9 protein-coding genes are annotated in these 13,356 nt (G+C 73.7%); 5 read left to right on the top strand and 4 right to left on the bottom strand.

All coding sequences use genetic code 11. The features are described 5' to 3' along the window. The first annotated feature begins 27 nt into the window (after positions 1-27). Positions 28-849: a PIG-L deacetylase family protein gene (locus ABT295_RS18325; protein WP_352395829.1), complete on the top strand. Its 822-nt coding sequence runs from the start codon at positions 28-30 to the stop codon at positions 847-849. 93 nt (positions 850-942) lie between these two features. Next, the gene (locus ABT295_RS18320; protein WP_352395828.1) at positions 943-3,336 is read left to right on the top strand and encodes a heavy metal translocating P-type ATPase; all 2,394 of its coding nucleotides are present in this window, start codon (positions 943-945) and stop codon (positions 3,334-3,336) included. An 18-nt stretch (positions 3,337-3,354) separates the two neighbouring features. Here the strand turns inward: ABT295_RS18320 and ABT295_RS18315 are convergent, their stop codons facing one another. Continuing rightward, positions 3,355-5,991: an asparagine synthase-related protein gene (locus tag ABT295_RS18315; protein WP_352395827.1), complete on the bottom strand. Its 2,637-nt coding sequence runs from the start codon at positions 5,989-5,991 to the stop codon at positions 3,355-3,357. A 182-nt stretch (positions 5,992-6,173) separates the two neighbouring features. On the opposite strand from ABT295_RS18315, the gene ABT295_RS18310 reads away from it, so the two are divergent. Further along, complete coding sequence (locus ABT295_RS18310; RefSeq protein ID WP_352395826.1) at positions 6,174-6,650, top strand: hypothetical protein; 477 nt, start codon at positions 6,174-6,176, stop codon at positions 6,648-6,650. 162 nt (positions 6,651-6,812) lie between these two features. Here the strand turns inward: ABT295_RS18310 and guaA are convergent, their stop codons facing one another. Genes guaA through ABT295_RS18295 form a run of 3 tightly spaced genes read right to left on the bottom strand, consistent with a single transcriptional unit; the run spans position 6,813 to position 9,595 of the window. After that, positions 6,813-8,426, bottom strand: a complete 1,614-nt coding sequence (guaA, locus tag ABT295_RS18305; protein ID WP_352395948.1) for a glutamine-hydrolyzing GMP synthase — start codon at positions 8,424-8,426, stop codon at positions 6,813-6,815. Positions 8,427-8,447: 21 nt separating this feature from the next. Then, positions 8,448-8,831, bottom strand: a complete 384-nt coding sequence (locus tag ABT295_RS18300) for a DUF3817 domain-containing protein (protein ID WP_352395825.1) — start codon at positions 8,829-8,831, stop codon at positions 8,448-8,450. Next, entirely contained in the window at positions 8,828-9,595 is a 768-nt protein-coding gene (locus ABT295_RS18295; protein ID WP_352395824.1) for an SURF1 family protein, read from the bottom strand. Before ABT295_RS18295 ends, ABT295_RS18300 begins: the two co-directional genes overlap by 4 nt. A 72-nt stretch (positions 9,596-9,667) precedes the next feature. On the opposite strand from ABT295_RS18295, the gene ABT295_RS18290 reads away from it, so the two are divergent. Together ABT295_RS18290 and ABT295_RS18285 are read left to right on the top strand one after the other, a co-directional pair. Further along, on the top strand, positions 9,668-10,414 hold the full coding sequence (locus tag ABT295_RS18290) for a hypothetical protein (RefSeq protein ID WP_352395823.1): 747 nt from the start codon (positions 9,668-9,670) through the stop codon (positions 10,412-10,414). Positions 10,415-10,599: 185 nt separating this feature from the next. Continuing rightward, on the top strand, positions 10,600-13,239 hold the full coding sequence (locus ABT295_RS18285) for an immune inhibitor A domain-containing protein (RefSeq protein WP_352395822.1): 2,640 nt from the start codon (positions 10,600-10,602) through the stop codon (positions 13,237-13,239). The last annotated feature ends 117 nt before the right edge of the window (positions 13,240-13,356 follow it).

The raw sequence follows: 13,356 nt of genomic DNA, 5'->3' as shown, positions 1-13,356 counted from the left end.
CTGTGCCATGGGCCAGAATGGGGCCTCGTGCCGCACACGCTCCTCGCCTTCCACGCCCACCCCGATGACGAAGCCCTGCTGACCTCGGGGACGATGGCGCGCGCCGCCGCCGAGGGCCACCGGGTCGTCGTGGTCGTCGCCACCGACGGCGAGCTCGGCCTCGCGTCCAGCGAGTACACCGGCACGGGCGAGCTCGCCGCGACCCGCATGGACGAGCTGCGCGCGAGCGCCCGCGCGCTCGGTGTGGCCCGCGTCGAGCACCTCGGCTATGCCGACAGCGGCCTCGGCCCCGAGGTGGCGCCCGACCCGCCCGGCGCCACCCGCTTCGTTCGCGCCGACGTCGAGGAGGCCGCCGGTCGGCTCGCCGCGATCCTCCGGGAGGAGGCGGTGGACGTGCTGCTCAGCTACGAGCCCAACGGCGGCTACGGCCACCCGGACCACCGCCAGGTGCACGTCGTCGGGGCCCGCGCGGCCGAGCTGGCGGCGACCCCGAGGGTGCTCGAGGCCACCGTCCCGCGCGACACCATCTGCCGGGCCATCGACCTCGCCGCGAAGGTCTACCGCTTCCCGCCGGAGTTCGACCGGTCGAGCTTCGACCGCGCCTTCTCCGCCCGGATCGAGATCACCCACCGGATAAACGTGCGTCGCCACGTCGCCGCGAAGCGGGCCTCGATGCGCGCCCACGCCTCCCAGGCGACCGCGGACGGTGGCGCCGACCGCACCCTCGCCGCCTTCCTGCGCATCCCCCGCCCGCTCTACGACCTCGTCTTCGGCCGCGAGTGGTTCGTCGACCGGTCCCTCCCGCGGGGCTCGGCGATCCGGCGGGACGTCTTCGCCGACCTGCCCTGACGGTCGGGAGGCGGGTCGCCGCCGGCCGACGGTCGGGTGTGAGGTCGCTCGCGATGAGCAGCCGGCGCCGGCGCATCGGCGCACGATGGCGGTGTGACCGGGTGGCGCGGCCGCACGCCGGCCGCCTTCTTCCTCGGCTCGACGGCTCTCCTCGCCGCCGGCGCGATCGCGGCCGCCCGGGGCGCCGACGAGCTGTCGCGCGGCACCTGGGCCGTCGCCACGGTGCTCGGCCTGGCGCTCTCGCTGCTGTGGACCGCGCGCTCGATCCTGGCCCGACGCACCACGGTCGACGTCATCGCCCTCGGCGGCGCGCTCTGGGTCGGCGAGCAGTTCGCCGGCGCCATGGTCACGGTGATGCTGGCGAGCGGACGCCTGCTCGAGGCGCGCGCGTCCGCCCGCGCCGACCGGGAGCTGCGCCTGCTCGTCGAGCGCACCCCGCGCACGGCCCGGCGTCGCGACCGTGACGGTGTCGCCCGCATCCCGGTCGAGCAGGTGGCGGTCGGTGACGTGCTCGTCGTGGGCACCGGTGAGGTGGTGCCGGTCGACGCGCGGGCGCTCACGGCGGGGACATTCGACGAGTCCGCGTTGACCGGCGAGCCGATGCCCGTCGACCGGCCCGTCGGCGACGACGTGCGCAGCGGCGTCGTCAACGCGGCGGCCCCCGTCGACCTCGTGGCGACCTCGACCGCCGACGAGTCGACCTACGCCCACGTCGTGCGCCTCGTCGAGCAGGCGCAGGCGGCGTCGTCGCCCTTCGTGCGCACGGCCGACCGCTTCGCGGCGCTCCTCGTGCCGCTGACGCTCGCCGTCGCAGCCGTCGCGTGGGCGGTCGCCGGTTCACCCGACCGCGCGGTCGCGGTGCTCGTCGTGGCGACCCCCTGCCCGCTGCTGCTCGCGGCCCCCGTCGCGATCATGTCGGGCCTGTCGCGCGCGTCGCGGATCGGCGTCGTCGTCAAGGGCGGTGCCGCCCTCGAGGCGCTCGCGGCGGGCGAGGTGGTGCTCTTCGACAAGACGGGCACCCTGACGCGCGGCCGGCCGGAGCTGACCTCGGTCGTGCTCGCCGCGGAGCCCCCGCGAGCCGGATCCGGTTCCCCCGCAACCTCACCCGTTCCGTATGCCGTGTCGCGTGCCGTGACGTCCGACGAGCTGGTGCGCCTCGCCGCCTCCCTCGACCAGGTCTCGCCGCACCCGCTCGCCAGCGCCCTCGTGCGCGCCGCGCGCAGCCGCGGTCTGGCCCTCGAGCTGCCGACCGGCGTGCGCGAAGTGCCCGGCCACGGCCTCGAGGGACGCGTCGGCGGGGTGGCCGTGCGCCTGGGCAAGGCCGCGTGGGTCGTCGGGACCGGCGACCCGGCCTGGCTGCGCCGGGCGCGCCGGCGTGCCGCCCTCGACGGGTGCCTCACCGTGTTCGCCGCGGTCGACGGCCGGCCGGCGGGCGCCTTCCTCCTCGAGGACCCGATCCGCCCCGACGCGCCCCGCATGGTGGCGGCCCTGCGCCGCGCCGGCATCCGGCGCACCGTGCTGCTGACGGGCGACCGGGCCGAGGTCGCCGAGAGCGTCGGGAGGATCGTCGGCACCGACGCGGTGCTCGCCGACCACGACCCGGCCGAGAAGCTCGCGGCCGTGCACGAGGAGTCGGCGACCGCCCGAACGGTCATGGTCGGCGACGGCGTCAACGACGCCCCGGCCCTCGCCGCCGCAGGGGTCGGCGTCGCGCTCGCCGCGCGCGGCGCCACGGCGTCGTCGGAGGCCGCTGACGTCGTGCTGTCGGTCGACCGGGTGGACGCCGTGGCGGACGCCATCCTCATCGCCCGCCGGTCGCGCCGTATCGCCGTGCAGGCGGTCGTCGTCGGGATGGGGCTCTCGCTCGTGGCGATGCTCGTGGCGACCGCCGGCCTGCTGCCGGCGGCGGCCGGTGCCGTGCTCCAGGAGGGCATCGACGTCCTCGCCATCGGGATCGCGCTCCGCGCCCTGCTGCCCAGCCGGCTGCACTCGGTGCCGATGTCGCCGAGCGACGTGGCGACGGCGGCGCGGCTGCGGCCCGCGCACGACGCCGCAGCGGCCGTGGTCGAGCAGGTGCGCGACGTCGCCGACGGCCTGCGGACGCACGACTGCGACCTCGGGCCGGTGCGGGCCCTCCTCGACCGCCTCGAGCGCGAGCTCGTGCCGCACGAGCGCGCCGACGAGGAGGAGCTGATGCCCGTCGTGGCCCGCGCCCTCGGCAGCTCGGCCACGACGACGATGAGCCGCACGCACGCCGAGATCGAGCACCAGGTCGCCCGGCTGCGCCGACTCCTCGAGGGCCTCGACGACGCCGAGGCCCCGGACGGTGCGGCCGAGGTCCCCGCCGGCGACGTCACCGAGCTGCGGCGCCTGCTCTACGGCCTCTACGCCGTGTGCCGGCTGCACAACCAGCAGGAGGAGGAGGGCGCCTTCGCCCTCGTCCCGGCCCCGTCGGGGTCCCCGCCGTCAGCGCACGAGTCGCGCTGACGGCATACCCAATCACCTTCAGGCAGAGGGCTTCTCGAAGACGATCGCCATCGGGGTCTGCTCCGAGCCCTGACCCAGCGGGTTGTCGGCGAACATCAGCTCGTAGCGCTCCTTGGAGCCCGGGGCGTCCTTGCCGAGCACGTTGCGGCCGATGTCGTTGGCGTCCATGACGACGGTGCCGCCGAAGGAGTCGCGGTAGGCCTCGGGCACCCGCGCGCGGATCGCCCGCGACAGCGCGGCTGCCACGGCGTCGGGGTCCTTGGGGCCGAGCTTGGCCGAGACGTTCGCGGGGTAGACGGAGTACTCGGTCGGGCCGTCGATCGCACGGATGTCACCACCGACGAGGTCGTAGAAGAGACCCCGGCGGCCGATGACCTTCCCGACCGCGCCGCCGGCCGAGGCGAGGAGGACGCGGGGCAGGCCGGCCTCCTCGATGGCGAGCTGCATGGTGAAGGGCGAGCCGAGCCCGATGCCCGCGGGCGTGCGCGTCACGTAGCGCGAGAGCACCCGGGCCGGCCGACCGACCTTGATGTCCCAGATGAAGAACGAGCGACCCTGGCTGATCGCGACGATCTTCTCGGAGATGAAGAAGAACCACCGCCCGCCCGTCGCCGCCGCGTGGTCCGCCCCCGCGGTGGGCAGGCCCGCGAAGAACCGGTCGACGTAGCCGAGCGCCTTGGCCTCGAGGTCGTCCTCGCGGGCGAAGAGGTCGGTGCGCAGCGGGTACCGGCGCACGGTCGTGCCGTCCGCGGTGACGAGGTCGAGCTGCTTGCGGGCGTTCGGCTCGTAGTCGGTCTTGACGTGCTCGACCTCGGCCTCGTCGTCGGGCTCGCGCTCGTCGAAGAACTCCTGCAGCCAGAGCTCGAGGTTGAGCAGCCGCCACACCGTCATCGAGTCGATCGAGTTCGTGCCCTTGATCCAGCCCTCGAACGCGTGCAGCACCGCGGTCTGGTCGACGTAGGGCCGGTTGGCGAACGACTCGGAGAGGAACTCGCCGTAGATGTGGTTCTTCAGCCGCATGAACCACTCGCCCTGCGGCGTCGTGGCGCCCACCTTGTCGCGCCGCTCGACGACGGAGTCGGGCAGCAGCCCCCGCATGGCGTCGCGGAGCACGCGCTTGCCCATGCCGTCCTTGACGAGCGCGTCGTCGCCGAGGCCGAAGACGAAACGGACGAGCTCGCGGTCGACGAAGGGCGTGCGGACCGACACCCCGAAACGACGGGCGTTCTTGTCGGTGTAGCGCAACCGGGCAGGCAGCGATCCGGTGAAGACGTCGTCGAGCAGCCGCGCTCGCAGGCCGCTGGTCTCGACGGCATAGCCCTCGTCGCTGTGGGCGCGCGCGAAGTCGGCAGCGAGCAGCGAGGTGACCGGCACGTCCTTGCGGCCGTGCAACCGGTCTCCGATGACGGGGCGGCCCCTCCGGTAGAGCACGTCGAGAGAGTGGCCGAGCTCGGTCGCCGCGAGCGCCGCGCTGCGGGAACGGAGCTCGCGCAGGTGGATGAGGTGGTGCGGGCCGAAGCCGGCGAGGGTCTCGTCACCGCCGTGCCCGTCGAGCACGACGGCGTCACGGTCGGCGGCCTCGCGCAGCACGCGGTACTGCGTGTACGCACCCGTCGAGACGAGCGGCTCCTCCTGGGTGCGGACGAGGTCGCGCAGGTCCTTCTTGAACTCGGTCGGCGTCGGCTCGATGCGATGGGCGTCGACGTGGTCGCCGAGGGAGGCGAGGACGGCGTCGACGTGCGCCACCTCGTCGTTGCGCGAACCCGGGTAGACGGCCGACCACGCGTCGTGCGTGGGCTCGGCGCCGGGCCGGCCCGGCTCGTGCTCGACGGCGTCGACGAGGGCAGCCACGGCGGCGGAGTCGATGCCGCCGGAGAGCGCGGTGCCGACGCGACCGGTCGACGGGACACGGCGTCGTACGGCCGCCCTCAGCAGGTCGCGGAACTCGTCCGCGACGGCGCGGGAGTAGGGCCGTGGCGTGCGCGCCAGCTCGGCGAGCTCCTCCCGGAGGTGCGTGTACGGGCGGCGCTGGAGGCCGTCCGGCCCGAGGGTGACGACCTCGCCGGCGCCGACGCGCTCGATGCCCGCGAAGAACGTCGCCGGGCCGTCGTCGTGGACCCGGAAGCGCAGGTAGCGGTAGATGGTGCGGTCGTCGGGCCGCCGGTCGTGGTGGCCGCTGTCGAGGATGCCCCGGATCTCGCTCGCGACGAGCCAGCCGTCACCGGCCGGAGCGACGTAGAGGGGCCGCACCCCGAAGTGGTCGCGCGCGAGCGTCATGCGCCGGGCGTCGCGGTCCCACACGACGAGCGCGAAGGCGCCGTCGAGCCGGTCGAGGCCGTCGGTGCCCCACTCCGTGAAGGCGGCGAGCACCACCTCGGCGTCGCTGCCGACGCCGAAGTCGTGGCCCAGCACCTCGAGGTCGGCCCGCAGCGCGCCCCGGTTGTAGATCTCGCCGTCGAGCGCCAGCGTGAACCGGCCGCCGCGGCTCGTCACGAGGCGGCCCACGCCCCCGTCGTCACGCGCGGCGCGGGCACCGAGGCCCGCGTCGCCGTCGAGGGCCGTGGCTGCCGGGGCCGCCCCGGGGTGCGCTCCGAGGAGTCGCTCGATCAGGGCCTCGTCGGCAGGGACACCCACGTGTCCGGCGATTCCGCACATGAGTTCCACCCTAGTTCCACGGAGGACGTGCGCCGGACGCCGCTCCGACGCGCGGACACCGCTCTCGGTCCGGCCGAACCGGCCGACCGGCTGGACCGGCTGGACCGGCTGAACCGGTGGGGCCGGCGCCGTCGTCCTTGGCTTGGGGTCCACTCCCCGTCCGTGACCGACAGGAGCCTGACATGCACACGATCTCCCGCACCGCCGCGTTCGTCGCCGGAGCCGTCATCGGCGTCTGCGCCCTCGCCGCCTCGTCGAGCGCGTCCGCCGACGACGGCGGCGCCTCACGGGGCGACCTGCTCCGCGCGTCCGTGCAGGGCAGCCAGCTCGCGGACCCGCCCCTCTTCGGGCTGACCCGCGGCGGGGCCCCCTGGGTCATCTCCGAGGGCACGGCCCGGCTGCGCGCCGACGGTCGGCTCCGCGTCGAGGTCGAGGGCCTCGTCATCCCGACGACGGGGGTCAACCCCGTCGTCATGGTCTCGGCGACGGTCGCGTGCAACGGCACGGCGCTGACGCCGACGGCGACGGTCCCGTTCAGCACCGCGGGCGACGCGGTCATCGACACCAGGGTCGCGCTGCCCGCGCGCTGCCTCGCCCCGGCCGTGCTGCTCAACCCGAACGGCAACGCGGCCGTCTACATCGCCGCCACCGGCCGCTGACCCCACCCTCAACCGTCGAAAGGCCACCTTTCGCGGGTCCTCGGCCATCGAGAGAGGCCACCGGCGCCGGTGGCCACTCGACGGTTGGGGACCCACAAAAGGTGGCCACTCGACGGTTGGGGACCCACAAAGGGTGGCCACTCGACGGCCAGGGGGTGGGGGTCACTCCCACTCGATGGTGCCCGGCGGCTTGCTCGTCACGTCGAGGGCCACCCGGTTGACCTCCTCGACCTCGTTCGTGATGCGGGTCGAGATGGTGGCGAGCACGTCGTAGGGCACCCTGGCCCAGTCGGCCGTCATGGCGTCCTCCGACGCGACGGGGCGCAGCACGACCGGGTGGCCGTAGGTGCGGCCGTCGCCCTGTACCCCGACCGACCGCACGTCGGCGAGGAGCACGACGGGGCACTGCCAGATGTCGCGGTCGAGGCCGGCGCGCGTCAGCTCCTCACGGGCGATCGCGTCGGCGCGGCGCAGGATCGCGAGGCGCTCGGCGTCGACCGCACCGATGATGCGGATGCCGAGACCGGGGCCGGGGAACGGCTGGCGCCACACGATGACCTCGGGCACGCCGAGCTCGAGGCCGACCTGGCGGACCTCGTCCTTGAAGAGCGTGCGCAGCGGCTCGATGAGCGCGAACTGGAGGTCGTCGGGCAGCCCGCCGACGTTGTGGTGGCTCTTGATGTTGGCCGCACCCTCGCCGCCGCCCGACTCGACGACGTCGGGGTAGAGCGTGCCCTGGACGAGCCACTTGACGGGGTGCTCCTCGTCGCCGCGGTCGTGCACGACGTCGCGCGCGGCCTGCTCGAAGACGCGGATGAACTGCTCGCCGATGATCTTGCGCTTGGCCTCGGGGTCGGTGACCCCCGCGAGCGCCTCGAGGAACCGCTCGCGCGCGTCGACGACGACGAGGTCGACGCCGGTCGCCTGGACGAAGTCCTGCTCGACCTGTTCGGCCTCGCCCTCGCGGAGCAGGCCGTGGTCGACGAAGACGCACGTCAGCTGGTCGCCGATCGCCTTCTGCACCAAGGCCGCCGCCACCGAGGAGTCGACGCCGCCGGAGAGCGCGCAGAGCACGCGGTCCTCGCCGACCTGCTCGCGGATCGTCGCGACGAGGTCGTCGACGACGTGGCCGGGCGTCCAGTCGGGCGTGATCCGGGCACCCTTCCAGAGGAAGTTCTCGAGCACCCGCTGGCCCTGCTCGGAGTGGAGCACCTCGGGGTGCCACTGCACGCCGTAGAGCCGGCGCTCGTCGTCCTCGAAGGCCGCGACCGGGGTGCCGGCCGTCGACGCCGTCACGGCGAAGCCCTCGGGGGCCGCGCTCACCGAGTCGCCGTGCGACATCCAGACGGTCTGGCTCGGCGGCTGGCCGTCGAAGAGCGTGGACGCGACGTCGGTGATGGCCGCGTCGGTCTTGCCGTACTCGCGGGCGCCGGTGCGCGCCACCGTGCCACCGAGCGCCTGCGCCATCGACTGGAAGCCGTAGCACATGCCGAACACCGGGACGCCGGCCTCGAGCAGCGCGGGGTCGAGCCGGGGCGCGCCGTCGTCGTAGACCGAGCTCGGACCGCCGGAGAGGATGATGGCCGCCGGCTCCTTGGCCAGCATGTCGGCCACCGCCATCGAGTGGGGCACGACCTCGCTGTAGACCTGTGCCTCGCGCACGCGCCGGGCGATCAGCTGGGCGTACTGCGCACCGAAGTCGACGACGAGGACGGGGTGTCCCTGCAGGTCGGTGGGCGTCTCCGGGGGCGTCTCGGTCGGCAGGTCGGTCGGCACGCTGTCGGTCACCGGACCAGCCTATCGGCCCTCGGGGGCACTCCCGTCACCCGCGGCGTACGCCCGCGCGAGGAGGGCGTGCGTCTCGGCGGTGTTGCGCCGCTCGGCGATCCACGGAACCACCGGGACGAAGCCGGCCAGGAGGTTCTTCACGATGCGGCCCGGGCCCCATGCGGCCTTGATGCCGAGGTTGGCGACCGACGCGGCGTACGCCATGTAGATGATGCCGTGGATCGGGCTCCAGTACTGCGTCAGCACGTTCGTCTGGTCGAGCCCGTACTTCATCACCATCTCGAGCACGAGCACGAAGAGCGCGATGCCCGCGACGACCGCGAGCACGCGGTAGGCCGACAGCGCCGAGCGGATCTGCTGCGGCTTCGCCAGGGTCTGGGGATACGTGCTCACGTCGTGACACCTTCTGTCGGGGCGGCGGGCGCGGTCTGCGCCTGCTGCTCTGCTCGGAACATCTTCCACCACATCCAGATCGCGAAGATCCCGAAGACCCACCACTGGACGGCGTATGCCGCGTTGCGCAGGTTGAGGGGCGTCGCGACGTCGGGCGGTGGCACCCGGGACAGACCGGGGGTGACCAGCGCGGCGCCCGCGCCCGCCCCCTCCGACTCGCCGGAGGCGAGCACCACGACGTTGTAGAGGTCGCCCGGCCACTCGTTGACGAGGGCCGCGAGGTCGACGGAGCGCACCTGGGGCGCGGGCAGGTCGGCGCCGTCGCGGGGCGACTCGCCGGGGCCCAGCGTGCCCGCGACCGTGACGACCCCGGAAGGCGGTTCGGGAGCGACCGTCGGCGTGCCGTCGACGAAGCCGCGCAGCACGGGCACGGTGCCTCCCTCCGTCAGCAGCGGGGTCACGACCCACGAGCCCACCCTGCCGTCGAGGCGGCGGTCGACGACGACGAGGCTGCGGGCGCCGTCGTACGTGCCGGTCACTGTGACGGGGCGGTTCGAGAAGTCCGCGGCGAAGTCGGCGTGCGCGCGGGTCACCTGCTGGAGCGGCGCCCGCTCGAGGGTCCCGGCGGCGGCGACCGCGTCACGACGGCCCGAGTCACGGGCCACCCCGAGCTGCCACAGCCCGAGCAGGACGCAGGCGGCCACGACGGCCGCGAGGCCGGCGAGCAGGCCGACCCAGCGAGGGGTGAGCAGGCGCCGGAACACGAGCCAAGGGTAGGTCACCGGCCTCGGAGACGGCTGGCCCGGGGCCCCGGGCCCGTGCCAGACTCGACGCCCATGGTCGAGCAGCTGCCCGCGCCGCCGGTCCCCGCGGACGCCCGGACCCTCGCCCCGAGGACCACGCGCCGCCGTCCCGGCAGGCCCGGCAGGCCCGGCAGGCTCGCCGGCGTCACCGCGCTCGTCGCCCTGACGGTCGCCCTGGGCGCGTGCGGGTCGGGTGGGGGCGGCGCGCCGGCGCGCACGGTGACGGTGGAGGTCGACGCCCCCGGCGGCTCGGCGTCGGGCACGGGGACCCCGGCCCCGGCCACCCCCTCGGCGGTGCCGACCCAGCGGGCCACCCCGGCGCAGGTGCCGACCTCGCTCGCCGTGGGCCGGCAGCGCGGCGCACCCCACTCGTACGAGGAGGCGAAGGACCGCGTCAACCGCACGTCGAAGGTCGCCGGCGTCACCTCGAGCTTCCAGAGCCCGAGCGGCAACATCGTCTGCGTGCAGGGCGGGGGCGCCACCGGCACGTCGATCGCCTGCGAGGTGGCCAAGGGCCGCATCGCCCCGCCGTTGCCGACGATCTGCGCACCCGGAGGCCCGCGCGACATCGGACGGATCGAGCTGCGCCCCGACGGCGCCGTGCCGGTCTGCAACTCCGACACCATCCGCACCGGCACCGAGCCGACGCTCGCCTACGGCACCCGCACCCGACCGGGAGGCCCGGTGGGCTGCGTCAGCGAGGAGTTCGGGGTGACGTGCGTGGACGCCTCCGCGCGGCACGGGTTCTTCCTCGCGCGCGACACGTTCGTCACCTTCTGACCGGACAAGTAGCACACACGGGACATACAGGCTGTGCAGACCCTGTCTTTAAGGTCTCGAAACGGTAACGATCTGCAGTCGATCTGGTCGGGTCTCACCCTGCGGACTTGACTGGGCCGGTCGCCACGGGGTCATCCCCGTCACGGCAGCTCCCTGGTCCACTCACACCTGTTAGGGACGGTCACGTGACGCATCACTCGTTAGGCGGGCGCAGTCGACTCTTCGCCCTCGTCGCCACCTCGGCGCTGACCGTGGGAGCCTTCGCGGCGTCCCCGGTCCCCGCGGCCCTCGCCGCGTCCACCCCCTCCGCGGCCCCGGCCGCCGGCGGCGGCTCCTCCGCGGTGCCCGTTGTCGGCGTCCACCCCGCGGCCGGAAGCGGCAAGGGGGTCGTGCGCTCCACCGACGACAACCTCCGCTCGCCCCTGGCCGTGCGCCAGGACGCCCTGCGCCAGCGGGCGCTCGAGGCCCGCCTCCGGGGCGAGCCCGCCGCCCAGGGCGCCGTCGTCAAGGTCGGCGGCTCCGCCGCGGCGGCCGCGGACACGGCGACCGCCGCACCGAACGCGCGCAGCAGCACGAGTGCCAGCGGCTCCGCCAAGGGCGGCGGCAAGGGCGGCCACACCAAGGGCGACAAGGGCCAGTACGTCCAGCTCGAGCGCGAGGGCACCGACAAGATCTTCGTCGTGCTCGTCGAGTTCGGCGACGAGCAGTACCCGAACCCGATCTTCCAGGGCCCGCCGCCGGACGGCAGCACCACCGACGTGACCGGCCCGCGGCACAACGAGATCCCGGCCCCGAACCGCCGCGTCGACAACTCGACGCTGTGGCAGAAGGACTTCACCAAGGCGCACTACGAGAACATGTACTTCAACCGGATGGCGAAGTACTACGAGCGGCAGTCCTCGGGTCGCTACTCCGTCGAGGGCGCGGTCACCGAGTGGGTCAAGGTGCCCTTCAACGAGGCCCTCTACGGACGCAACTACTGCGGCAGCATCGTCTGCAACACCTCGACGGCCCTCGTGCGTGACGCGCTCGCCGTCTGGGTCAAGGGCCGGCTCGACGCCGGCCAGACGATGGAGCAGATCAGCGCCTACCTCAAGACGTTCGACCAGCAGGACCGCTACGACATCGACGGCGACGGCAACTTCGACGAGCCCGACGGCGTCATCGACCACTTCCAGATCGTGCACGCCGGCGGCGACGAGGCCGCGGGCGACCCGAACCAGGGGTCGGACGCCATCTGGAGCCACCGCTCGTTCGCGGCCGTCCAGGCCGGCGGCCCGCTCGGCGCGGGCGTCGACATCGGCAGCAACAGCGGCCTCGTCTCGAGCTCGCTCGTGCCGAACAACCCGACCGGCGTCTGGGTCGGTGACTACACGATGCAGCCCGAGAACGGCGGCCTCGGCGTCTTCGCCCACGAGTTCGGCCACGACCTCGGCCTGCCCGACCTCTACGACACCTCCGGCAACACCGGCGGCGCCGAGAACAACACCGCGTTCTGGACCCTGATGTCCTCGGGCGCGAACATCGGCGACGGCGGGCGCGACGGCATCGGCGACAACCCGACCGACCTCGGCGCCTACGAGCTCTTCCAGCTCGGCTGGCTGCAGCCCCAGGGCAAGAAGGGCCCGTTCTACGCCGTGGCCCGTGCGGGCGAGCGCTCGTGGCACGCCCTCGGCTCCAACGTGCCGGCGCAGAAGCGGACCGTGCAGGCGATCTTCACCGTCCTGCCCGACAAGCAGGTGCCGCTCGAGCTCGGTGACCCCTTCGAGGGCGACCGGCTCTACTACAGCGGCGCGGCCGACGACCTCGACACGACGATGACGAAGTCGGTGACGCTGCCCTCCGGCACGGTCGGGCTGAGCGCCAAGGTGCGCTACAACATCGAGGAGGACTGGGACTACGCCTACCTCCGGGTCTCGGCCGACGGCGGCACGACGTGGAGCCAGGTGCCCACGAACCTCTCGCGCACGACCGACCCCAACGGCAACAACCTCGGCCAGGGCTTCACCGGGCTGCAGGCGTCGTGGACCGACCTGACGGCCGACCTGACGCCGTGGGCGGGCCGCACCGTGCAGCTGCAGTTCCGCTACAAGATGGACGCCGCGCAGGTCGGCAACCCGGGCGTCAGCGCCCCGCCGCCGGGCCTGCAGGTCGACGCCGTCGCCGTGACCGGCCAGCCGCTCGACGGCGCCGAGAGCGACACCGGGTGGACCTTCGACCCGTCCGACGGCAGCGGGTTCCGCGCGTCGACGGGCACGGTCGAGCGGGCCTTCTTCAACGCGTACATCGCCGAGAACCGGCAGTACGACGGCTACGACCGGTCGCTGCGGACGGCCTACAACTTCGGCTTCCCGAAGCGCCCCGACTGGGTGGAGAGCTACCGCTACCAGAACGGCATGCTCGTCAACTACTGGGACGGCTCGCAGTCGGACAACAACGTCGGCGACCACCCGGGCTCGGGTCTCGTGCTCCCCGTCGACGCGCACCCGCAGTTCAGCCACTGGTCGGACGGCACGCTGATGCGCAACCGCATCCTCAGCTACGACTCGACGTTCGGCCTCGAGAAGACCGACGCGATCACGCTGCACAACCCGGCCGACGGCTCGAAGGGCCGCATCGCGTCGAAGAAGGCCGTGCCGGCCTTCGACGACACGAGGACGTGGTGGTTCGACCAGGACCGGCACGGCGCGACGGGCGCACACCCCGGCCGCTACCAGCCCGGCTGGTACTCCGTCGATGTGCCGAAGACGGGCACGGTCATCCGGGTCGTCAAGTCGCACCAGAAGGGCGGCGTGCTCACGGTGCTCGTCACCCCGAAGCGGTGACCCGCACCCGGTGAACCCCGAGGGGTGACCCACACGGGACAGGGCCCCGTCGACCCTCGTGGTCGGCGGGGCCCTGCCGCGCCCTTAGGATTGGGCCTGACCGACCTGACCTGACCG

This window comes from Terrabacter sp. NPDC000476 (assembly GCF_040300125.1).
Lineage (GTDB): Bacteria > Actinomycetota > Actinomycetes > Actinomycetales > Dermatophilaceae > Terrabacter.
The sequence above is the reverse complement of the archived record's forward strand: the minus strand, read 5'-3'. Positions and strand labels throughout refer to the sequence as shown.

Bases quoted from the DNA above. Each gene is read 5' to 3' on its own strand.
- ABT295_RS18315 (WP_352395827.1), bottom strand. From the start codon at position 5,991: ATGTGCGGAATCGCCGGACACGTGGGTGTCCCTGCCGACGAGGCCCTG.
- ABT295_RS18310 (WP_352395826.1), top strand. From the start codon at position 6,174: ATGCACACGATCTCCCGCACCGCCGCGTTCGTCGCCGGAGCCGTCATC.
- ABT295_RS18290 (WP_352395823.1), top strand. From the start codon at position 9,668: ATGGTCGAGCAGCTGCCCGCGCCGCCGGTCCCCGCGGACGCCCGGACC.